This window comes from Bradyrhizobium sp. BR 1433 (genome assembly GCF_051547665.1).
GTDB lineage: Bacteria > Pseudomonadota > Alphaproteobacteria > Rhizobiales > Xanthobacteraceae > Bradyrhizobium > Bradyrhizobium australafricanum.
Genome location: NZ_JBPUGG010000001.1, coordinates 6,051,105 through 6,071,453, shown reverse-complemented (window position 1 = coordinate 6,071,453; position 20,349 = coordinate 6,051,105). Strand labels below are relative to the sequence as shown.

Sequence of the window (20,349 nt, the reverse complement as noted above, 5' to 3'; positions counted from 1 at the left end):
CGGAATGAAATGCCTGCGTCCGATAGGTGTTGCGCTCGGCTGCACGATGCTGGCGAGCGGCGCGATGGCGCAGCTCTCGATCACGCCGCCGGCACAGACGCCGCCCGCGAAGAAGGAGGCTGCGAAGCCGAAGGTGCATTCGCCGGTCGCGAAGAAGCCGACGCCCAAGCCCGCCGCCTCCGCGACGCCGAAGCCTGCCGCATCTCCGACGCCCTCGCCGACCCCGACCCAGGCCGTCGACGATCCCAATGTCGATCTCGTCTACGGCGCCTATCAGCGCGGCATGTACAAGACCGCGTTCGATCTCGCGACCGCGCGCGCGCAGAACAACAACGATGCCAAGGCCATGACGATGCTGGGCGAGCTCTATGCCAATGGGCTCGGCGTCAAGCGCGACTACGTCAAGGCCGACGAGTGGTACAAGCGCGCCTCCGATGCCGGCGACCGCGAGGCGATGTTCGCGCTCGCCATGATGAAGATCGCGGGCCGCGGCGGCGCCGTCGACAAGGATGCCGCGGTCAAGCTGCTGGCGTCGTCGGCCAAGCTCGGCGAGCCGAAGGCGGCCTATAATCTCGCGCTGCTCTATCTCGACGGCCAGACCCTGCCGCAGGACCTCCGCCGCTCCGCCGAGCTGTTGCGCATGGCCGCCGACGCCGGCAGCCCCGAGGCGCAATACGCGCTCGCGACCTTCTACAAGGAAGGCACCGGCGTGCCGAAGGACCTCGAGAAGGCGGCGCGGCTGCTGCAGGCCGCCTCGCTGGCCGACAATGTCGATGCCGAGGTCGAATATGCCATCGCGCTCTACAACGGCTCCGGCACCCCGCGGAACGTGCCGGCGGCGGTGGCGCTGCTGCGCAAGGCGGCCCGGCAGAACAGCGCGATCGCGCAAAACCGCCTCGCCCATGTGCTGGCGACCGGCGCCGGCACCCCGCTGGACAAGGTCGAGGCGCTGAAATGGCACACGGTCGCCAAGACCGCCGGCAAGGGCGACCCCGATCTCGACGACATCCTCGCCGATATGAGCCCGGAAGACCGCGCCAAGGCCGAGGCAGCCGCGCGAAAATGGATCGGAAACAACGTCAAATGACGCCTTGACGGCGCCACTTCCAGAGGGCACCCAGTCCGGAAACTCGGGCGGCTAGGTCGCTCCCTCCTGATCCGTCATCCTGAGGAGCGCGAAAGCGCGTCTCGAAGGATGAACGGCCCGGTCCGGGGCCGTGCACCCTTCGAGGCTCGCTGCGCTCGCACCTCAGGATGACGGATTTGCGTGCGCCGCCTGATCGACTTTCACATTTCTCGGGTCACAAGTTCTCATCATGCTCTATTCCGCTCTCATCAATGTCATGGTCAAGGCCGCGCGCCGCGCCGGCCGCAGCCTCAAGCGCGACCTCGGCGAGATCGAACATCTCCAGGTGTCGCTGAAGGGGCCGGCAAACTTCGTCTCGCTCGCCGACAAGCGCGCCGAGGATATGCTCTACACCGACCTCGAGAAGGCCCGGCCCGGCTACGGGTTCGTCGGCGAGGAAGGCGGCAAGCGCGAAGGCTCTGACAAGAGCCACACCTGGATCGTCGATCCCCTGGACGGCACCACCAACTTCCTGCACGGCATCCCGCAATTCGCGATCTCGATCGGCCTCAAGCGCGAGGACACCGTGATCGCCGGCGTGATCTACAATCCCGCCAATGACGAGCTCTATATCGCCGAGCGCGGCAAGGGCGCGTTCCTCAACGACCAGCGCCTGCGCGTCGCCGGCCGCCGCCAGCTCAACGAATGCGTAGTCGCCTGCGGCCTGCCGCATATCGGCCGCGGCAGTCACCAGCTGGCGCTGCAGGAGATGGCCGCGCTGCAGACCAAGGTCGCGGGCTTCCGCCGCTTCGGCGCCGCCTCGCTCGACCTCGCCTTCGTCGCCGCCGGCCGGCTCGACGGCTATTGGGAGCGCAATCTGCAGGCCTGGGACGTCGCGGCCGGCCTGCTGATGGTCCGCGAAGCCGGCGGCACCGTCTCCGGCATCCAGGGCAATGACGACCCGCTGCAGACCGGCCACGTCGTCTGCGGCAACGAGTTCGTGCACGGCGAGCTGATCAAGATCCTGAAGCCGCTCGGGCAGTAACGCGACGGCGCGATTTAATCGTCGTCATCCTCGTCATCGTCGTCCTGCCCGTCACGAAATTCACCGCCGGCGGTCAGGCCCTCGATGGTGGTGGCGCCCTTCGCCTTGATCACCCGGCGCAGCGGGACCGAGCTCTCGCTTCGCAACGCCTCCATCAGATGTTCCGAATGGGTGACGATCCAGATGTCGGCGCGGCGCGACGCCTTGGCGATCAGCCGCGCCAATGGCGCCAGCAGCGATGGATGCAGGCTGGTCTCGGGCTCGTTCAGCGCGATGAACGGCGGCAGCCGGTAGCCCATGAACACGGCGAGCAGGCAGATATACTTCAGCGTCCCATCGGATAGTTCGTGCGCCTTGAACGGCCGCGGCATGTCCTCCAGTTGCAACTGGAATTCACATAGCCCATTTTTTTCCCATGCCCGCAGTTCGGCGCCCGGAAATGCGTCCTCGATCGCATCCTGCAGATCGCCGGCATCCTGCCTGATCGTGAACAGGGTTGCCAACACGGCAGCCAGATCGTGGCCATCGGCGCTCAGCGAAGGTGTCGTGATCGCGAGACACGGCTTTCGTATCGGCGACGCCGGATCGGTTCGGAAGTCGTGATAGAATCGCCAACTCAGCATTGCATTTCGGATCAGGTCGATCTCGGGACTTCCCTTACCATCCGAAAATCCGGCCAGCGCGGTTTCCGACGGCAGCACTGCATCCTTGTGCTGGCTCCAGGTGCCGTTCTCATCGCGGACACTGACAAGTGAGTTGGTGCGCTCCATCATCAGTATTGTTTTCTTGCCGTGGGTCGCCTCGATCGTTTCGGACTTGATCATCGGCTCACCGGGAAATGCCGCCACGACCGGGCTCGGGAATCCGAGCTCGATGGAATATCTGACGTGGTCGAGATCTCACAGCCAACCGCAGACGCGCATCGTCTCCGCGTCTGCGATTGCCGGACCAGAAGACGGAATACAAACCGCCTTCGTCGGAGATCGTGCGCGTGATCCGGCCGGTTGCCGCGTCGCGCAGCAGCGACAGCGACTTGTAGAGATTGGATTTGCCGACGCCGCTCTCGCCGACGAAGACGGACAGCGGCTGGATGGGCATGAAGAGCAGCCGGATCGAGCGATAATTCGAGATCGCAATATCGCTCGGCCGCATCGCATGCCCTCAATCCTCGGGTTGCCTGCACGCCCCCCGTTCAATCCAGAGGTGCAATCTGGATTGGTCAGCTTGCGAAAGCAAGCCGCTGATCTGAGCAGCACCGATCCCTGATATCAGTGACCGATCCTTGCCGGCGCGGGCGGGCCATACGCCTCACCCTGCCCCGGCGCCTTCTCTCGGTCGCCGGCGAGCACGCGCTGCACGCTGACGAAGAACACCGGCACCAGGAGCAGCGCGAGGATCACGACGGCGATCATGCCGCCCATCACGGACGTGCCGAGCGCCTGCTGGCTGGCGCCACCGGCGCCGGTCGCGATCGCCATCGGCAGCACGCCGCAGACGAAGGCAAGACCGGTCATCAGGATCGGGCGGAATCTGAGGCTGCACGCCTCGATGGTCGCCTCGACCAGCGGCTTGCCCTGCGCGCGCAGATCCTTGGCGAACTCGATGATCAGGATCGCGTCCTTGGCGGCAAGGCCGATGATGGTGATCAGGCCGACGGTGAAATAGACGTCGTTGGAGAGCCCGCGCATCGTCGCCGCCACCACGGCGCCGAGAATGCCGAGCGGAATGGTGAGCAGCACCGCGAGCGGAATGGTCCAGCTCTCATAGAGCGCGGCGAGCAGCAGGAACACCACCAGCACCGACAGCGCGAGCAGGAACGGCGCCTGCGAGCCCGACAGCTTCTCCTGCAGCGACTGGCCGGTCCATTCATAACCGAAGCCGCGCGGCAGCTTGTCGGCAAGCCGCTCCATCTCGGCGATCGCATCGCCCGAGGTGAAGCCAGGCCGCGCCTCACCGGAAATGCGCACCGCCGGATAGTAGTTGAAGCCCGCGATTTGCGTCGGCCCCTTCGACCATTCGACGGTGGTGAAGGCCGAGAACGGCACCAGCTGGCCGCGGCTGTTCTTGACATTGTAATTGAGGATGTCGTCCGGCTTCATGCGGCTGGCCTTGTCGGCCTGCACGACGACGCGCTGCATGCGCCCGCGGTTCGGGAAGTCGTTGATGTAGTTCGAGCCGAGGTTGGTCGAGATCGTGTTGTTGATGTCCTCGAAGGTGACGCCGAACGCGCCGGCCTTCTCGCGGTCGATCATCAGATTGACCTGCGGCGCCGGCGGCAGGCCTTCGACATAGACCTTCTGGAGGACCGGGCTGGCATTGGCCTCGGCTATCAGTCGGTCGCTTGCTGCGATCAGCGCCGAATAGCCCTTCTGGCCGCGGTCCTGCAGGCGGAACGAGAAGCCCGAGGAGTTGCCGAGGTTGTCGATCGGCGGCGGCTGCAACGCCGAGATCCTGGCGTCGCGGATCGACGACAGGTCGCGGTTGATGTCGGCGACGATGGCAGCGGCCGAATCCTTCGGGCCGCGCTCCGACCAGTCCTTCAGCGTGATGAAGGCCTGCGCGGTGTTCATGCCCTGACCGAGAAAGCTGAAGCCGGTGAGGAACGTGACGTTCTCGATGCCGGCGCGATCCTTCAGGTATTTCTCGACCTGCTCGACCGCGGCTTCGGTCCGCGCATAGGACGAATCCGACGGCGTCTGTACGTCGGTCGTGATGAAGCCCTGGTCGTCGACCGGCAGGAAGCCGCCGGGCAGCCTCACGAAGCCGTAGGCGACGCCGAGGAACAGCACGAGGTAGATCAGCATCAGGCGGCCGGTGCGCTTCAGCGAGCCCTGCACGGTGCGCGTATAGCCGGCGCGACCGGTGTCGAGCACGCGGTTGAACCAGCCGAACACGCCCTTGCTGGCATGGCCGTGGCCCTTCTTGACCGGCTTGAGCAGGGTCGCGCACAGCGCCGGCGTCAGCGACAGCGCGAGCAGCGCCGAGAACGCGATCGCCGCCACCATGGTGACCGAGAACTGCCGATAGATGATGCCGACCGAGCCGGGGAAGAACGCCATCGGCACGAACACCGCCATCAGCACCAGCGTGATGCCGATGATGGCGCCGGTGATCTGCGACATCGCCTTCTTGGTGGCTTCCTTCGGCGGCAGGCCCTCCTCCGCCATGATGCGCTCGACGTTCTCGACCACGACGATGGCGTCGTCGACGAGGATGCCGACCGCCAGCACCATGCCGAACATGGTCAGCATGTTGATCGAGAAGCCCGCGATCATCAGCGTGGCGCAGGCGCCAAGCAGCGCCACCGGAACCACGATCGTCGGAATGATGGTGTAGCGGATGTTCTGCAGGAACAGGAACATCACGATGAACACCAGCACCACCGCCTCGACCAGCGTCGTCAACACCTTCTTGATCGAGGCCTCGACCACCGGCGTGATGTTGTAGGGGATCTCGTAGCTGATATTGGCCGGGAAGAAGCGCGACAGCTCCTTCATCTTGGCCTCGACCGCGCTCGCGGTCGCCAGCGCGTTGCCTTTCGGCGACAGCAGCACCGAGAGGCCGGCGGTCGATTTGCCGTCGAGGCGGGTGTTGAACTGATAGCTGAGGCCGCCGATCTCGACCCGCGCGACGTCGCGCAAGCGCACCGTCGAGCCGTCGGCGTTGGCGCGCAGGATGATCGCGCCGAACTCGTCGGGCGAGGAGAGCTGCCCCTTCACCAGCACCTGCGCGGAGATCTTCTGGGTATCGGTGCTCGGCTCGGCGCCGATGCTGCCCGAGGCGACCTGGGCGTTCTGCGCCGAGATCGCCTTGTTGACGTCGTCGGCCGACAGGCCGTAGCCGACCAGCCTGGCCGGATCGAGCCAGATCCGCAAGGACCGCTCGGTCGAATACAGCGTGGCGCGGCCGACGCCGGGGATGCGGCGCACCTCGCCCAGCACGTTGCGGATCATGAAGTCGCCGAGGCCCACTTCATCCAGCGAGCCGTCGGTCGAGTTCAGCGTGATGATCTGCAGCACGGCGGACGAGGCTTCCTCGACCAGGATGCCCTGCTGGATCACGGCGCGCGGCAGCCGCGCCTCGACGCGCTTGAGGCGGTTCTGCACCTCGACCGAAGCCTGGCTGGTGTCGGTGCCCGGCTTGAAGTTGGCGATGATCTCGACCTGGCCGAGCGAGTCGGAGGTCGATTCGAAGTTCAGGATGTTGGCGGCGCCGTTGAGCTCCTCCTCGATCAGCCGCGTCACGCTGTTGTAGAGGTTCTCCGGCGACGCGCCGGGATAGCTGGTCGAGATCGAGATCGAGGGCGGCGCGATGATCGGATATTGCGCGACCGCGAGCAGCGGAATCGAGATCGCGCCGATCAGACAGATGAACAGCGCGACGACCCAGGCGAAGACCGGCCTGTCGATGAAGAAGCTAGGCATGTCGGATCACCGCACCGCGCGCGCGGTCTGCTGCGAATCCGTCGGTGCTGCAGCTGCGTCGACCTCGCGCCAGGCTTGCGGCCGGACCTTGTCGCCGGCGGCGAATTTCTGGAACCCCTCGACGACGACCTTGTCGCCGGCCTTCAGGCCGTCGGTCACGAACCAGGATCCACCCTGCAGCGAGCCGGTGCGCACCGGCTGCACCGCGACGTGATTGTCGGCCTTGACGACGAACACCTCGCTGCCACCGCCGCCATTGCGCTGGATCGCCTGCTGCGGCACGGCAATCGCATCGCTGTCGATGCCCTGCTCGATCAGCACGCGCACATACATGCCCGGCAGCAGGATGCGATGCGGGTTCGGGAACTCGCCGCGCAAGGTGACCTGCCCGGTATAGGCGTCGACCTTGGCGTCGGAGAACAGCAGCTTGCCCGGCAGCGGGTAGATCGAGCCGTCGTCGAGCACGAGGCGCACCTTCATCGCGTCGGGCGCGATGCGGTCGAGGTCGCCGCTCTCGAACGCGCGGCGGAGCTGGTTCATCTCGGTCACCGACTGCTGGAAGTCGGCGTAGATCGGATCGAGCTGCTGGATGGTCGCAAGGCTCGCGGCGTCGTTCTGCACGACGAGCGCGCCCTCGCTGACCAGCGCAGCACCGATGGTGCCGTCGATCGGCGCACGAATGGTTGCGTAATCCAGGTTGAGCTTGGCGCGGGCAACATCGGCCTCGCGGCCCTGAACGTCGGCTTCGGCTCCCTTCAGCGTCGCGATCGCCTTTTCATTCTCGGCTTCCGGCGCGGCGCGCTGACTGGTCAGGGTGGCGATACGGCGAGCTTGCAGCGCGGCCTGCTCGAGCACGGCCTTGGCGCGCGCCAGCGCCGCCTCGGTCGACTGCAATTCGACTTCGAACGGGCGCGGATCGATCTGGTACAAGGGATCGCCGACCTTCACCTCGCTGCCCTGATGGAACATGCGGTTGACGATGATACCCGAGACGCGCGGGCGCACCTCGGAGACACGGGTCGGCGCGATGCGGCCCGGCAGCTCGCGCACCATCGCGCGCGACTGCGGTCTCACGGTGACGACACTGACGTCCGGTTCGGGTGCTTGTACGGCGGCGGTTGCGGTGTTCGGCTCGTCGCAGCCAGCAAGCATTGGCGCGAGGGCAGCCAGCATCAATGCAATGCATGCCGATTGCGCGCGAAGTCCAGACATTGAGATGATCGCCCCTGATAGGTTTGAAGAAACGAACAGCGATGTCACTGCGACACCGCTCGTTTTGCTGCGTGGAAAATAAAACCCGTTTGCTGCGACGCAAAGCGTTTGTCGGGCGGCTCATTGTCACACAAACCTATCACCCTGATTTTTCGGCATGTTTTATCGACTCACTGCATTGTGAGCGGGTTCCATCGCAAGCTGTGGGAATGCATTAAGGACTGCGTGCACGGGAATCCGGTCATTTTACCCTGCGCGGAATGCCGCACCTCGCAACACCGAGACAATCGGACCGAATCGCCCTGCGTCGCGCTCGTCCCAGCCAAGGACGCGTGCAAACCGACCGCATCTCGCGATCTGCGGGTGGGGTATGCAGCTCTGTGGATGGTGATGCGCCGACCGGTCGGAAAGCCGTGCAAAGCGGCAACGGCCCACGAGATTCCAACCCAAGGTCCTGTTTGCTGCCCCTGGAATCGGCTTTCCTCACTCCGCCGCTGTGCCATATTGCTCGCAGATGCGGCCTTCGCGAACGGATGACCCGGCAATGCCTCCTTCCCGCTCCGACATGGAGATCGAATTGAGCAAGCTGTCCTCGCCCCGGATCTTCCTGGTGCGGATGCTGGTGTTCCTGGTGCTCTGCGGCCTGGTCGGGGTCGTGCTGTACAAGCAGATCGTCACCGCCTTCTTTGCCAATCCGGGGCTGAACGCCCTGATCGGGGCGGTGCTGCTGATCGGCATCATCCTGGCGTTCCGCCAGGTGATCCGGCTCTATCCCGAGGTCGCCTGGGTCAACAATTTCCGCATCGCCGATCCCGGCCTTGCGATCGAGCGCCGCCCGACGCTGCTTGCCCCGATGGCCGCGATCCTCGGCGGCGAGCGCTCGGGGCGGATGTCGATCTCGCAGCAGACCATGCGACATCTGCTCGATTCGATCGCAACCCGCCTCGATGAAGCCCGCGACATCTCGCGCTACATGACCGGCCTGCTGGTGTTCCTCGGCCTGCTCGGCACCTTCTGGGGCTTGATCGAGACGGTGGGCTCGGTCGGCAAGGTGATCGATGGGCTCAAGGTCGGCGGCGACTCCGGCGCGCTGTTCGATACGCTGAAGGAGGGCCTCGCCGCGCCGCTCGGCGGCATGGGCATCTCGTTCTCGTCCTCGCTGTTCGGCCTTGCCGGCTCGCTGATCCTCGGCTTCCTCGACCTGCAGTCGAGCCAGGCCCAGAACCGCTTCTACACCGACCTCGAGGACTGGCTCGCGGGCACCGTGCGCGGCATTTCCGGCGATGAAACCGGCGTCTCCGGCGACATGCAGGGCGCGATCGATCGGCTCCGCACCGCGCTCGAGGAAGGCGGCGGCCGCAGTACCACGGCCGCGATGGCCAATCTTGCCGAGGCGATCCAGGGGCTGGTTGCGCATATGCGCACCGAGCAGCAGATGATCCGGGAATGGGCCGACGGTCAGGGCGAGCAGAACCGCGAGATCAAGCGGCTGCTCGAACGCCTCGCCCGCCAGCCCGAGAAGAGCTAGCCGGGGAGCAAGCCCAAGGAGACACCCATGGCCCTCGCCCGCTCGCGCCGCAGCAAATCCGGCTTCAACTACTGGCCCGGCTTTGTCGACGCATTGTCGACGCTGGTGCTGTCGATCGTGTTCCTGCTGTCGGTGTTCCTCGTCGTGCAGTTCTTCCTGTCGCAGGAGGTCACCGGCAAGGACAAGGCGCTGGAACAGCTCACCGCCAAGATCGCCCAGCTCAACGACCTGCTGTCGCTGGAGAAGCTCTCCAAGCTGACGCTCGACGACCAGGTGGCGCAGCTGCGCGCCGGGCTCGCTTCCGCCGAAGGCGAGCGCGACCGCATGAAGGGACTCTATGAGGGGCTCGCGAGTTCCGGCAGCGACGCGCAGGGCCGCGCCAACGAACTCAACAAGGCGCTGGAGTCCGAGAAGGCCGTATCGTCGCGCGCACTTGCGCAGATCGAGCTGCTGAACCAGCAGATCAGCGCGCTGCGCCGCCAGCTCGCCGCGCTCGAGGAGGCGCTCGACGCCTCCGAGAAACGCGACAAGGAATCGCAGAACCGCATCGCCGATCTCGGCCAGCGCCTCAATGTCGCGCTGGCGCAGCGGGTGCAGGAACTGTCGAAATACCGCTCGGAATTCTTCGGCCGACTGCGTGCGATCCTCGGCAACCGTCCCGATATCCGCGTCGTCGGCGACCGCTTCGTGTTCCAGTCGGAAGTGTTTTTCGACACCGGCCAGGCGACGCTGCTGCCCGAGGGCAAGACCGAGCTCGAAACGGTCGCGAGCGCGCTGATCGATCTCGACAAGCAGATTCCGCCCGAGATCGCCTGGGTGCTGCGCGTCGACGGCCACACCGACGTGCGGCCGATCAACAGCCCGCTGTTCAAGTCCAACTGGGAGCTGTCCTCGGCGCGCGCGATCTCGGTGGTGCAGTACCTGGTCTCGCTCGGCGTGCCGGCGCAGCGCCTGGTCGCCGCCGGCTTTGCCGAATTCCAGCCGCTCGACACCGCGCAGACCGAAGAGGCCTACAAGCGCAACCGCCGCATCGAGCTGAAGCTGACGGAACGCTAGGGCGACGGCGCCTGGCCAACCAGTCGTCATTGCCGGGCTCGACTGTGTTTGCGTCAACCCGTGGGACGGGCACACGGCACTATCCGTTCGTCGTCCTGGCGAAAGCCAGGACCTATAACCACCGCACTTGATCCTGGACGGGATCGTGGCCCCAGCATCGCGCAACAATTGAGATTTGGGGTAATGGGTCCTGGCTTTCGCCAGGACGACATTGAGTGTGTGGCGAGGTCTGTGAGTCACACATCCGCATTCTCGCGACATGAATGTCCAAACTTCATGTCGAAAGATCCGCAACACCAGCGAGGCGTCGCCGCGATCGGTGGAGACCGTTCATTACACGGATATTTGCTTCGCCTTGGCGAGGCGTCCGGGAACGCATCAAATGCGGCTGACGTTATGTTGGTATCGCAATCTCGCGGGCTTGGCGGATATCTCATCTCCGTCGCGGCTGTGCCACTTGCTGCAGCCTCACCGCGCCATCTCGGACCAGCGCATGTTCAAGACCAAATTTGCCATCGTCGTCGCCGCCGGCCTCGTCCTAGCACCGGCCCAGCTTCTCGCGCAGAACACCGGCGGCACCCCGCTGCCGCCCAGGCCGGGCGACCGCGCCGCGCCGTCGAACGGCGTCGGCGGCACCTCGCTCCCGACCCAGTCCGGCCAGCGCGTCGCGCCGTCTTCCGGCACCGGCGGCGGCAGCGCCGCACCGGCGCTTCCGGGAGGCCCGACGGGCACCACCACCGGCAATGCCGACAATCCGCAGCGACGTTGACGTGAGCCACGCTTGCGCGGGACGTCCTGGCGTAAACAATTGGACGCGCGCCCGATGCGATCGGCGATGGTCTGCGCCGATGTCCATTCGAACGTTGATTGATGAGGCCGCGCTAGGTCGCGCCGGCCGGCTCCGCGGCCGGTTCAACCGCCTCGACCTCGGCGGTCACGAATTTGAGCCCGTAGGTCTTGCCGCGCCGCCAGACCACCTCGCAAGGGAAGCGCTTGGCGTGATCGGCGAGCAATGTCAGCGCAAGCCGGTCCTTCACCTCGAACTCGACCTCGGTGGTGATCTTGGCGCCGCCCGGCGAGATGTCGACCACGGCGCATTCGCTCTCGGTCGCGCCGTCGTCGACCGTGATCCAGGCCGCACGATTGTTGAGCTGGCGCCGCGGCTCGCGACTGACCTTGATCCGTGCTCCATTGCTCGCCATCGTCGCCGTCCTTGAAGCCATTGGTCATTGAAAGACATTGCACGCCGTGCACGTCGCTCGACGCGCCCGGCACAGAACCGCAACGGCCACAATGCCGGCCCCCCGTAAAGCCCGGCTTAGCGCGATCGCTTGAACTTTACCGGAATCTTGACGCGGCTTTTAGCGAACAGGGATTCTGCAACTCCATCAGCGGGATACCGACCGTCTCGGCAACCGTCGGCTTGACACGGAGACCGCACTGTTGGTGAAGTGGCGGCCGTGGCCTTGGCCACATCCCTGCAACAAGAGCGCTTCAAGCCGCCTTTTCCGACGGAAACGACCATGCTGATCCCCCTCGCCGACGTGCCGCGCTGGTATGCCGAACGCAAGCCCACGGATGCGATCGCCATCAGTCATGGCGCGGATGCGCTGACCTGGCTCGAGCTCGAGCGCCGCGCCAATGCACGGGCGCGCGCCTTCGCCGCCAAGGGCGTCAAGCCCGGCGACTTCGTCGCGATCGGGCTGCCCAACAGCAACGCGTTCTTCGAGACGACCTTCGCGGTGTGGAAGTGCGGCGCGACGCCGACCTCGCTGTCATGGCGGCTGCCGCGCGGCGAGGCCGCTGCCGTGCTCGAGATTCTGAAACCGTCGCTGGTGGTCGGCGGCGAGGCCGACTGGAATGCGCCGAATTCGCTGCCGGTGAATTTCGTGCCGGACGGATTCTCCGAGGAGCCGCTCGATGCGCCGGTCGCGCGCTACTGGAAGGCGATGACGAGCGGCGGCTCGACCGGGCGGCCGAAGGTGATCCTCGATCACAACCCCGCGGTGATCGAGACCACGGCCGAGGCGACGCTCGGCATTGCGCGCGACACCTCGCTGCTCAATCCGGGGCCGCTGTATCACAATGCGCCATTCATCCTCTCGCACTTTGCGCTGTTCGGGGGCGGAAGGGTCACCGGCATGGTGAAGTTCGACGCCGAGGAGACGCTGCGGCTGATCGAGCGCGAGCGCGTGCAATGGGTGAACTTCGTGCCGACCATGATGCACCGGATCTGGGCGCTGCCCGAGGAGGTGCGCAACCGCTACGACGTCTCCAGCCTGAACATCGTGTTTCACATGGCAGCGCCGATGCCGCCCTGGCTGAAGGAGAAGTGGATCGAATGGCTCGGCCCCGAGCGGATCTGGGAGCTCTATGGCGGCACCGAGCGGCAGGGCGCCTGCGTGATCTCAGGCACCGAATGGATGGCGCACAAGGGCTCGGTCGGCAAGATCGGCGAGACCGCGAAACTGCGCATCATCGGCGAGGACGGCAACGACGTCGCGTCCGGCGAGACCGGCGAAATCTATTTCCTGCCCAATGACGGCGCCGGCTCGACTTATCACTATCTCGGCGCAACGCCGAAGCGGCGGCCGGACGGCTGGGAATCGCTCGGCGATATCGGCCGGCTCGATGAAGAAGGCTATCTCTATCTCGGCGACCGGCTCGCCGACATGGTGCTGCGCGGCGGCGCCAACATCTATCCGGCCGAGGTCGAGGCCGCGGTCAGCGAGCATCCCGAGGTGCGCTCCTGCGTCGTGGTCGGACTGCCCGATCCGGAATTCGGCCAGCGCGTGCATGCGATCCTCGAGCTCGCCGACAGCGCCGATGCACAAGCGATCGCCGACGGCATGGGCGATTTCCTGAAGGACCGGCTCAGCCGCTACAAGCATCCGGAAAGTTTCGAGCGCGTCGGCACCGCGCCGCGCGACGATTCCGGAAAGGTTCGCCGCACCATGCTGCGCGACGAGCGCGCCGCGTGGATCAAGGACAACCGTGCCTTCCGCATCATGCCGGCGCGTGCGGCAAAAACCGAATAGGTTCAATTATCTTGCGAGGGGCAGGTCTGCACGCCACATGAGCTGTGCAGGCGGCCCTGCAAGGTATATCATTCCATCTTCCCTGCCGGCAGAACCTCGGTCTACCTTGAGGTTCCAGCGCCCTGCACGCCAGGAGATCCCTTGATGCCCTCCACGACCGAATGGAAAGTGCCCGCGGCCTTTCAGCCTCGCCCCGAAGATTACCGCTACGATCTCGATCGCGCGCTGATGAGTGTGGTCGGGCTGCACTCGATCATTCCGCCGGATGCTTTCAGCGCCGAGACGCTCGGCACCGAGCGCGCCGGCAATGGCGTCCTGATCGACGACGGGCTGGTGCTGACGATCGGCTATCTGATTACTGAAGCCGCCACGGTGTGGCTGCATCTCGGCGACGGCCGCGCGGTCGAGGGCCACGCGCTCGGCTTCGATTTCGAATCCGGCTTCGGCCTGGTGCAGGCGCTCGGCCGGGTCGATCTCGAGCCGCTGCGGATCGGCTCGTCCGCGGCGACGCAGGTCGGCGACAATGTGGTGCTCGGCGGCGCCGGCGGCCGCACGCGCTCGGTCGCAAGCCAGATCGCGGCGAAGCAGGAATTCGCCGGCTACTGGGAGTATCTGCTGGACGAGGCGATCTTCACTTCTCCGTCGCATCCGAACTGGGGCGGCACCGGGCTGATCAACAATGCCGGCGAGCTGATCGGCATCGGCTCGCTGCAGCTCGAACGCGAGCGCTCGGGCCACGCCGAGCATGTCAACATGATCGTGCCGATCGATCTGCTCAATCCGGTGCTGGACGATTTGCGCAAGTTCGGCCGGGTCGACAAGCCGGCGCGGCCGTGGCTCGGCATGTTCACGACCGAGATCGACAACCGCCTCGTGGTGGTCGGCGTCGCCAGCAAGGGACCGGCGGCGCGCGCCGAACTGAAGACCGGCGACGTGATCCTCGCGGTCGATGGCGACAAGGTGACGAGCCAGGCCGGCTTCTACCGCAAGCTCTGGTCGCTCGGCGCGGCCGGCGTCGACGTGCCGCTGACCATCTATCACGAAGGCGTCACCTTCGACGTCACGCTGACCTCGATCGACCGCATAAAGCTGTTGAAGGCGCCGCGGCTTCATTGAGGCAAAGGGAAGAGGCAGCGGCGATGAGCGAGGCGGTGGTTGACGACATCGTGGCCGTGCTGCCGCCGCTGTTGCAGACGCTGGAATCGCTGTCCTTCGTCGCGCGCAACCTCAATCCGCCGGACTTCGATCGCGTGATGCAAATCGCGGGCGAGCCCGAGGAGGCCTTGCAGGCGGTGCGGCCGCGGCTCGCCGACTGGCCGAAGAAATTCGCGCACATCAAGACCGCGCTGGAAGCTGCGATCGAACCGGCGCTCGCCGGCTACGCTGGGCTGCGCGCCGTGCAGAACGGCGAAGGCGATCTGGTCAGCGTGTTCCGCGCGCTGCGCTATCTGCCGCGGGCGCAGGAGGCGCTCTATCCCTTGACCGAGTTGCCGCCGGTCAGCGGCTTCTTCATCGCGCCCGATCTGCGCGAGGATACCGAGCTGCAGGCAAAGCTCGCCGCCAAGCCCAACGCCGACACCGGCATCTTCCACGAGCGCAACGAGCCGGGCAGCCGCGGCGGCTTCTCGATGTACGTGCCGGAATATTACACGCCGGATCGCGCCTGGCCGCTGGTGATGGCGCTGCATGGCGGCAGCGGCAACGGCCGCGGCTTCCTGTGGAGCTGGCTGCGCGACGCGCGCAGTCGCGGCGCCATCCTGGTGGCGCCGACCGCGACCGGCCAGACCTGGGCGCTGATGGGCGAGGACACCGACACGCTGAACCTCAACCGCATCCTCGACCAGGTGCGTGCGCGCTGGACGATCGACGAGACGCGCATGCTGCTGACCGGCATGAGCGACGGCGGTACCTTCAGCTATGTGAGCGGGCTCGACGGCGCCTCGCGCTTCACGCATCTGGCGCCCGTTGCCGCGACCTTCCATCCGCTGATGGCGGAGATCGCCGACGCGGAGCGGCTGCGCGGCTTGCCGATCTTCATCACCCACGGGCGGCTCGACTGGATGTTTCCGGTGCAGACCGCGCGGCAGACCCAAAGCCTGCTGTCGGCCGCCGGCGCGAGGGTGACCTATCGCGAGATCGACGATCTCAGCCACACCTATCCGCGCGAGATCAATGCGGAGATCATGCAGTGGATGAATGGTGAATGAGAGCAATGGCACTTAAAGGACTCTCTCCCCGTCACCCTGAGGAGCGCGAAGCGCGTCTCGAAGGGTCGACGGCCCGGCCGCGGCAGCGCGGCTGCATCGGGGCCGTGCATCCTTCGAGACGCGCTTCGCGCTCCTCAGGGTGACGGGTGACGGGTGGGGCCGCGCGGGCGCTACTCTTCAACCCAGACAACGTTACTGGTTATCTCGCGGCTTGAGCAGGTCGGAGAAGCCGACCCGGTGCAGCATCTCGTTGCGGACGCGGTCGATCACGCCGAATGCGACTTCGGCGCCATCTTGCGTCGGATCGATGTGGACGCGGAACGGCCGCTTGCCGAACGGCGTGTCGACGACCTTGACGATCGCGTCGGCGACCGACGAGGCGTCGGCATCCTCGGGCACGATCGCCGCGAACGCCTTCATGATCTCCTCGCCGAAGCCGGCATAGGGACCGGCCTCATATTCGGCGACGCGGGCCTCGTCGGCGGGACGGCCGGAATGCGCAAAGTGGTTGGTGCCGCCGGTGAAGGCACCGGGCACGATAATCGAGGTCTCGATGCCCCAGCGCGTGAGCTCCCGGGCATAGATCACCGCCATCGCATCCATGCCGGCCTTGGCCGCGAAATACGGCGCGAGATAGGGCGGCGTGCCGCCGGCCGAAGAGCTGCTCGACACCCAGACCACGAGTCCCCTGCCCTGCTTGCGCAGCTGCGGCAGCGCCGCGCGATCGACGCGCTGTGTCGACAGCACGTTGACGTCGTAGAGCTCGGCAAGCTGCTCGGGCGTGAACGCCTCCGCCGGGCCGAACACCATGTGGCCGGCATTGTGCATCACGACGTCGAGGCGGCCTTCCTCGGCGACGATCTGCGCAATCGCCGCATCGCCTGACGCCTGCGAGCCGACATCGAGTTCGAGCGAGCGCAGGTCGACCTTGTTGTCGCGCGCGAACTCCTCGATATCGGCGACCGCGGCGGCGTTGCGGCCGGTGGTGTGGCGCATCGAGGCGTAGACGGTGTGGCCGGCCTTGGCGAGCGCGTTGGCGGTGAGGCGGCCGAAGCCGCTCGAAGCGCCGGTAATGACGATGACCTGTTTCATGACACGTATCCTTGCGATCGGTTGAATGCGAGTTGGGTTGGAGATGTGCGGGCGTCAGACCAGGCCGCCATTGGCGCGGAGCGCCTGGCCGTTGATCCAGGAGCCGTCGGGGCCGGCGAGGAACGACACAACATTGGCGATGTCATCGGGCGTGCCGAGCCGCTCCAGCGGCACCATCTTGGCGAAGCGGTCGATCAATTCGTCCGACTTGCCGTGCAGGAACAGGTCGGTCGCGGTCGGCCCGGGCGCGACCGCATTCACCGTGATGCCGCGGCCGCGCAACTCCTTGGACAGGATCGCGGTCAACGACTCGATCGCGGCCTTGGTCGCGACATAGATGCCGTAGGTCTCGAGCTTGGTGCCGACGACGCTGGTTGAGAAGTTGACGATGCGTCCGCCGTTGCGCAGGCGGCGCGCCGCCTCGCGCATGGTGTTGAAGCTGCCCTTCAAATTGACCGCGACCTGCTGGTCGAACGCGGCATCCTCGCTGTCGGCGATCTTGCCGAGCTTCATGATGCCGGCATTGTTGACCAGCACGTCGACGCCGCCGAAGGCGGCTTCCGCCGCGTCGAACATGCCGCGCACCGCGTTGGCATCGCTGACATCGGCCTTCGCGGTCAGTGCCCGGCCGCCGGCGGCCTCGATCCTGTCGGCCACCGCCTGGGCGGACTTGGCGTCGCCGGAGTAGTTGATGACGACGGTGAAGCCGTCCTTGGCGAGGCGTTCGGCCACCGCCGCGCCGATCCCGCGCGAGGCACCCGTCACCAGAGCTACCTTGTTGGTTTGGTTGGTCATTTTCAGTCTCCCATCAGGTTGTGCGGCCGCGCCGCGTTCGATGGGAGGACATTAGGTCTTGGCGTCTTCCGGATAATCATGCATCATCCGACATCACTATTCGTTATTTCCGGACAATAGATGGACCGTTTCGACGCGATGCGCGTGTTCACCCGGGTGGTCGAGCGGCGCAGCTTTTCGTTCGCCGCCGAGGATCTGGGGCTGCCGCGCTCGACGGTGACGGACGCGGTGAAGGGGCTGGAGGCGCGGCTCGGCGTGCGGCTGCTCGAGCGCACCACGCGCACGGTGCGCCCGACGCTCGATGGCGAGGCGCACTACCGCCGCTGCCTGTCGCTGATCGCGGATCTCGAAGACGCCGAGGGCGCGTTCGGCGGCGCGCGGCCGAAGGGGCTGCTGCGGCTCGAGGTGCAGGGCACGCTGGCGCGGCACTTCCTGCTGCCGAACCTGCCGGGCTTCCTCGCCGAATATCCCGACATCGAGATCAACATGAGCGAGAGCGACCGCTGGGTCGATCTGATCCGCGAAGGCGTCGACTGCGTGCTGCGCTTCGGCAAGCTGCCCGACAGCGACATGATCGCGCGGCAGGTCACGATGCTGGAGCGGTTGACCTGCGCGACGCCGGATTACCTTGCGCGTTTCGGCACACCGGTCGACCCGTTCGCACTCGATGGCCATCGCATGATCGGCATCCGCTCGCTGACGACCGGACGCCTGCGGCCGATGGAGTTCGTGATCGACGGCGTGCTGAAACAATTTCCGCTGCCGGCGCCGATGTCGGTGACCGGCCCCGAGAGTTATCTGGCGAGCGCGAAACTCGGCCTCGGCCTCGTGCAGGTGCCGCGCTTCCACGCCGAAACCGATCTGGCAAACGGAACGCTGGTCGCGGTGCTGCTGCAATGTCCGCCGCCATCGGTGCCGGTAAGCCTGCTCTATCCGCGCAACCGCCAGCTCTCGCCGCGCGTGCGCGTGTTCATCGATTACGTGATGCGGGCGTTCGCGCGCAGTTGATCGATCGCCGGAACCACAGCGAGCCCAGCAACGTTATGCTTCGGACACCGGAGGGATTGAGCGATGCGGACCTTTTTCGGCATGATTTTGGGCGCGCTGCTGCTGATATGCGGCGTCTACGTCTACGATTCGATGCGGACGTCGAGCGTCGCCAATGGCGAGGTGGCGCAGGACACGCGCACCATCGTCAATTGGGACGTCGCAGCGCATGACTGGAACCTGCTGAAGACGCGCACCCGCGAGCAGTGGGACAGGATCGCGGCGAAGTAACGATTGTTTTCAAGCCGACATAAAAGCAGATGGCCTCTCCAGCGCCGGAGAGGCCATTTTCGTCACAGGAAGCGCGATCAATTCTGCTCGGTCTTGCGACCCATATTGGCCTTGCGGGCGTCGGCGATCACCTGCTCGAACTGATCCATGCTGAGCACGCCCGGTACGCGGTACTTGCCGACGATGAATGACGGCGTGCCGTTGAAGCCAAACGCCAGCGCCTGCTCGTTGTTGCGCGAAAGGATCGCATCGATCGCCTTGGCGTTGGCGTCGTGATCCTTCTTCAGGCGGTCCATGTCGAGGCCGGCGCCCGAGAGCAATTCGGCGATGCGCGGCTCGGTGATGCGCGAATTGACCGAGATCATCGCCTCATGCGCGACGTCGAACTTGTTCTGGTACTTCGCCGCCAGCGCCATCCGCGCCGCGACCTTGGAGACCGGTCCGAGGATCGGCCAATCCTTCAGCACGAGGCGGACCTTGCCGTCGTCCTGCACCACCTGGCGCAGCTCCGGCGCGAGCTTGCGGCAATAGGGGCAGTTGTAGTCGAACCATTCGACGATGGTGATGTCGCCCTTGGGGTTGCCGATGTCAGGAATATCCGGATCGCGCAGCACCTGCTCCTCGGTCAGGACATTGTCGTCCTCGGCGCGTGCGGCGCCCGCGGCCATGAGCGCGATGCCGGCACCGAACAGGCCGAGCGCGCCGCGGCGGGTGGCACCGGCGTCGATAAGGGGCGATTTCGTCAGTTGGTTCATAGCTGGCTTTCGCAAGAGCTCTTCGCCCTTCTACGTTCAGGACACATTGATGTTACGCAGCAGCATATAGATCGCCACCACGATAATCACAGTCGCAAACACGATATTAAGCGCGCCGCGCCGTTCCGACAGGTGGCGGGCGCTGCTTGTGCCGAGAAGGCCGCCCGCGATGCCGCCGGCGACGAATAGCCCCGCCAGGCCCCACGACACCAGCCCGGACCACGCATAGCTCAGGGCCGTGGTCATGCCGAAGGCGGTGACGGCAACCAGCGAGGAACTGACCGCGTTCATGATCGGCATCCCGGTCGCCAGCATCAGCGCCGGCACGATCAAAAAGCCGCCGCCGATGCCGAAGAACCCCGACATGGTTCCGGTGGCAAGCCCGAGGCCGATGATCGCGGGCATGTTGGACATCGAGATCTTGACGTCGGTCAGCCCGACCCGCGCGCGATTCTTCAGCATCAGGCCCGCGATGACCAGCATCACCAGCGAGAACAGCGCGAGCAGCTTCTGCCCCTCCAGCATCTTGCCGAGGATCGAGCCGCCGAACGCGCCCAGCATGCCCGACAGCGCGAACACCAGCGCGCAGGACCAGATCACGGTGCCGCCGCGGGCGTGGTTGGAGAGATTGACCGCGGCGTTGGCGGCGACCGCGATCGCCGAGGTGCCGATCGCGACATGCGGCTCCGGCACGCCGACCACGTAGACCATCAACGGCACGGCAAGGATCGAGCCGCCGCCGCCGACCAGGCCCAGCGAAAAACCGACCAGCATGCCCGATGCCAGCCCAAGCACGCTTTGAGTTGCGGAGAAGACCAAGGGGAACAGACTCGCGTTTGAGCCGGCGACCCTA

General features: G+C 65.8%; 17 protein-coding genes and 1 pseudogene. 10 read left to right on the top strand and 8 right to left on the bottom strand.

Annotated features, from left to right (window positions below; all coding sequences use genetic code 11):
* Positions 1-4: 4 nt before the first annotated feature.
* Positions 5-1,087: an HcpA family protein gene (locus tag ACSKB9_RS29255; RefSeq protein ID WP_438077448.1), complete on the top strand. Its 1,083-nt coding sequence runs from the start codon at positions 5-7 to the stop codon at positions 1,085-1,087.
* 229 nt (positions 1,088-1,316) lie between these two features.
* Entirely contained in the window at positions 1,317-2,111 is a 795-nt protein-coding gene (locus ACSKB9_RS29250; protein ID WP_438077446.1) for an inositol monophosphatase family protein, read from the top strand.
* Between the two features lie 14 nt (positions 2,112-2,125).
* Here the strand turns inward: ACSKB9_RS29250 and ACSKB9_RS29245 are convergent.
* From ACSKB9_RS29245 to ACSKB9_RS29235, 3 genes and pseudogenes are all read right to left on the bottom strand, one after another.
* Positions 2,126-3,263, bottom strand: a pseudogene (locus tag ACSKB9_RS29245) (AAA family ATPase).
* A 116-nt stretch (positions 3,264-3,379) separates the two neighbouring features.
* Entirely contained in the window at positions 3,380-6,535 is a 3,156-nt protein-coding gene (locus ACSKB9_RS29240) for a multidrug efflux RND transporter permease subunit (RefSeq protein WP_438077444.1), read from the bottom strand.
* A gap of 6 nt (positions 6,536-6,541) precedes the next feature.
* Positions 6,542-7,747, bottom strand: coding sequence for an efflux RND transporter periplasmic adaptor subunit (locus tag ACSKB9_RS29235; RefSeq protein ID WP_438077442.1), 1,206 nt, complete (start codon positions 7,745-7,747; stop codon positions 6,542-6,544).
* Between the two features lie 544 nt (positions 7,748-8,291).
* On the opposite strand from ACSKB9_RS29235, the gene ACSKB9_RS29230 reads away from it, so the two are divergent.
* The 3 genes from ACSKB9_RS29230 (at position 8,292) to ACSKB9_RS29220 (ending at position 11,100) form a co-directional block, all read left to right on the top strand.
* Complete coding sequence (locus ACSKB9_RS29230; RefSeq protein ID WP_438077441.1) at positions 8,292-9,275, top strand: flagellar motor protein MotA; 984 nt, start codon at positions 8,292-8,294, stop codon at positions 9,273-9,275.
* A 27-nt stretch (positions 9,276-9,302) separates the two neighbouring features.
* Positions 9,303-10,331, top strand: a complete 1,029-nt coding sequence (locus tag ACSKB9_RS29225; protein WP_438077440.1) for a peptidoglycan -binding protein — start codon at positions 9,303-9,305, stop codon at positions 10,329-10,331.
* A gap of 493 nt (positions 10,332-10,824) precedes the next feature.
* Complete coding sequence (locus tag ACSKB9_RS29220) at positions 10,825-11,100, top strand: hypothetical protein (protein WP_438077439.1); 276 nt, start codon at positions 10,825-10,827, stop codon at positions 11,098-11,100.
* Positions 11,101-11,212: 112 nt separating this feature from the next.
* On the opposite strand, the gene ACSKB9_RS29215 is transcribed toward ACSKB9_RS29220, so the two are convergent.
* Positions 11,213-11,533, bottom strand: a complete 321-nt coding sequence (locus tag ACSKB9_RS29215) for a PilZ domain-containing protein (RefSeq protein WP_438077437.1) — start codon at positions 11,531-11,533, stop codon at positions 11,213-11,215.
* 321 nt (positions 11,534-11,854) lie between these two features.
* Between ACSKB9_RS29215 and ACSKB9_RS29210 the strand changes: the two genes are divergently transcribed.
* The 3 genes from ACSKB9_RS29210 to ACSKB9_RS29200 all read left to right on the top strand — a co-directional run bounded on the left by ACSKB9_RS29210 (position 11,855) and on the right by ACSKB9_RS29200 (position 15,576).
* Positions 11,855-13,369: an AMP-binding protein gene (locus tag ACSKB9_RS29210; RefSeq protein ID WP_438077435.1), complete on the top strand. Its 1,515-nt coding sequence runs from the start codon at positions 11,855-11,857 to the stop codon at positions 13,367-13,369.
* Between the two features lie 144 nt (positions 13,370-13,513).
* Positions 13,514-14,485, top strand: a complete 972-nt coding sequence (locus ACSKB9_RS29205; protein ID WP_057016190.1) for a S1C family serine protease — start codon at positions 13,514-13,516, stop codon at positions 14,483-14,485.
* Positions 14,486-14,508: 23 nt separating this feature from the next.
* A complete protein-coding gene (locus ACSKB9_RS29200; protein WP_438077433.1) occupies positions 14,509-15,576 on the top strand; it encodes a phospholipase in 1,068 nt (355 codons plus the stop codon).
* 192 nt (positions 15,577-15,768) lie between these two features.
* Here ACSKB9_RS29200 and ACSKB9_RS29195 read toward each other — a convergent pair whose 3' ends face one another.
* Complete coding sequence (locus ACSKB9_RS29195) at positions 15,769-16,668, bottom strand: SDR family oxidoreductase (protein ID WP_438077431.1); 900 nt, start codon at positions 16,666-16,668, stop codon at positions 15,769-15,771.
* A gap of 54 nt (positions 16,669-16,722) precedes the next feature.
* Complete coding sequence (locus ACSKB9_RS29190; RefSeq protein ID WP_438077429.1) at positions 16,723-17,463, bottom strand: SDR family oxidoreductase; 741 nt, start codon at positions 17,461-17,463, stop codon at positions 16,723-16,725.
* Between the two features lie 120 nt (positions 17,464-17,583).
* On the opposite strand from ACSKB9_RS29190, the gene ACSKB9_RS29185 reads away from it, so the two are divergent.
* Positions 17,584-18,471 carry a LysR family transcriptional regulator gene (locus tag ACSKB9_RS29185; RefSeq protein ID WP_438077427.1) on the top strand — a complete coding sequence of 296 codons (888 nt, stop codon included), beginning with the start codon at positions 17,584-17,586 and terminating at the stop codon, positions 18,469-18,471.
* 63 nt (positions 18,472-18,534) lie between these two features.
* On the top strand, positions 18,535-18,741 hold the full coding sequence (locus tag ACSKB9_RS29180) for a hypothetical protein (RefSeq protein WP_438077425.1): 207 nt from the start codon (positions 18,535-18,537) through the stop codon (positions 18,739-18,741).
* Between the two features lie 77 nt (positions 18,742-18,818).
* On the opposite strand, the gene ACSKB9_RS29175 is transcribed toward ACSKB9_RS29180, so the two are convergent.
* Positions 18,819-19,496: a DsbA family protein gene (locus ACSKB9_RS29175; protein WP_438077423.1), complete on the bottom strand. Its 678-nt coding sequence runs from the start codon at positions 19,494-19,496 to the stop codon at positions 18,819-18,821.
* A gap of 36 nt (positions 19,497-19,532) precedes the next feature.
* Complete coding sequence (locus tag ACSKB9_RS29170; RefSeq protein WP_051003131.1) at positions 19,533-20,270, bottom strand: sulfite exporter TauE/SafE family protein; 738 nt, start codon at positions 20,268-20,270, stop codon at positions 19,533-19,535.
* Positions 20,271-20,349: the final 79 nt, after the last annotated feature.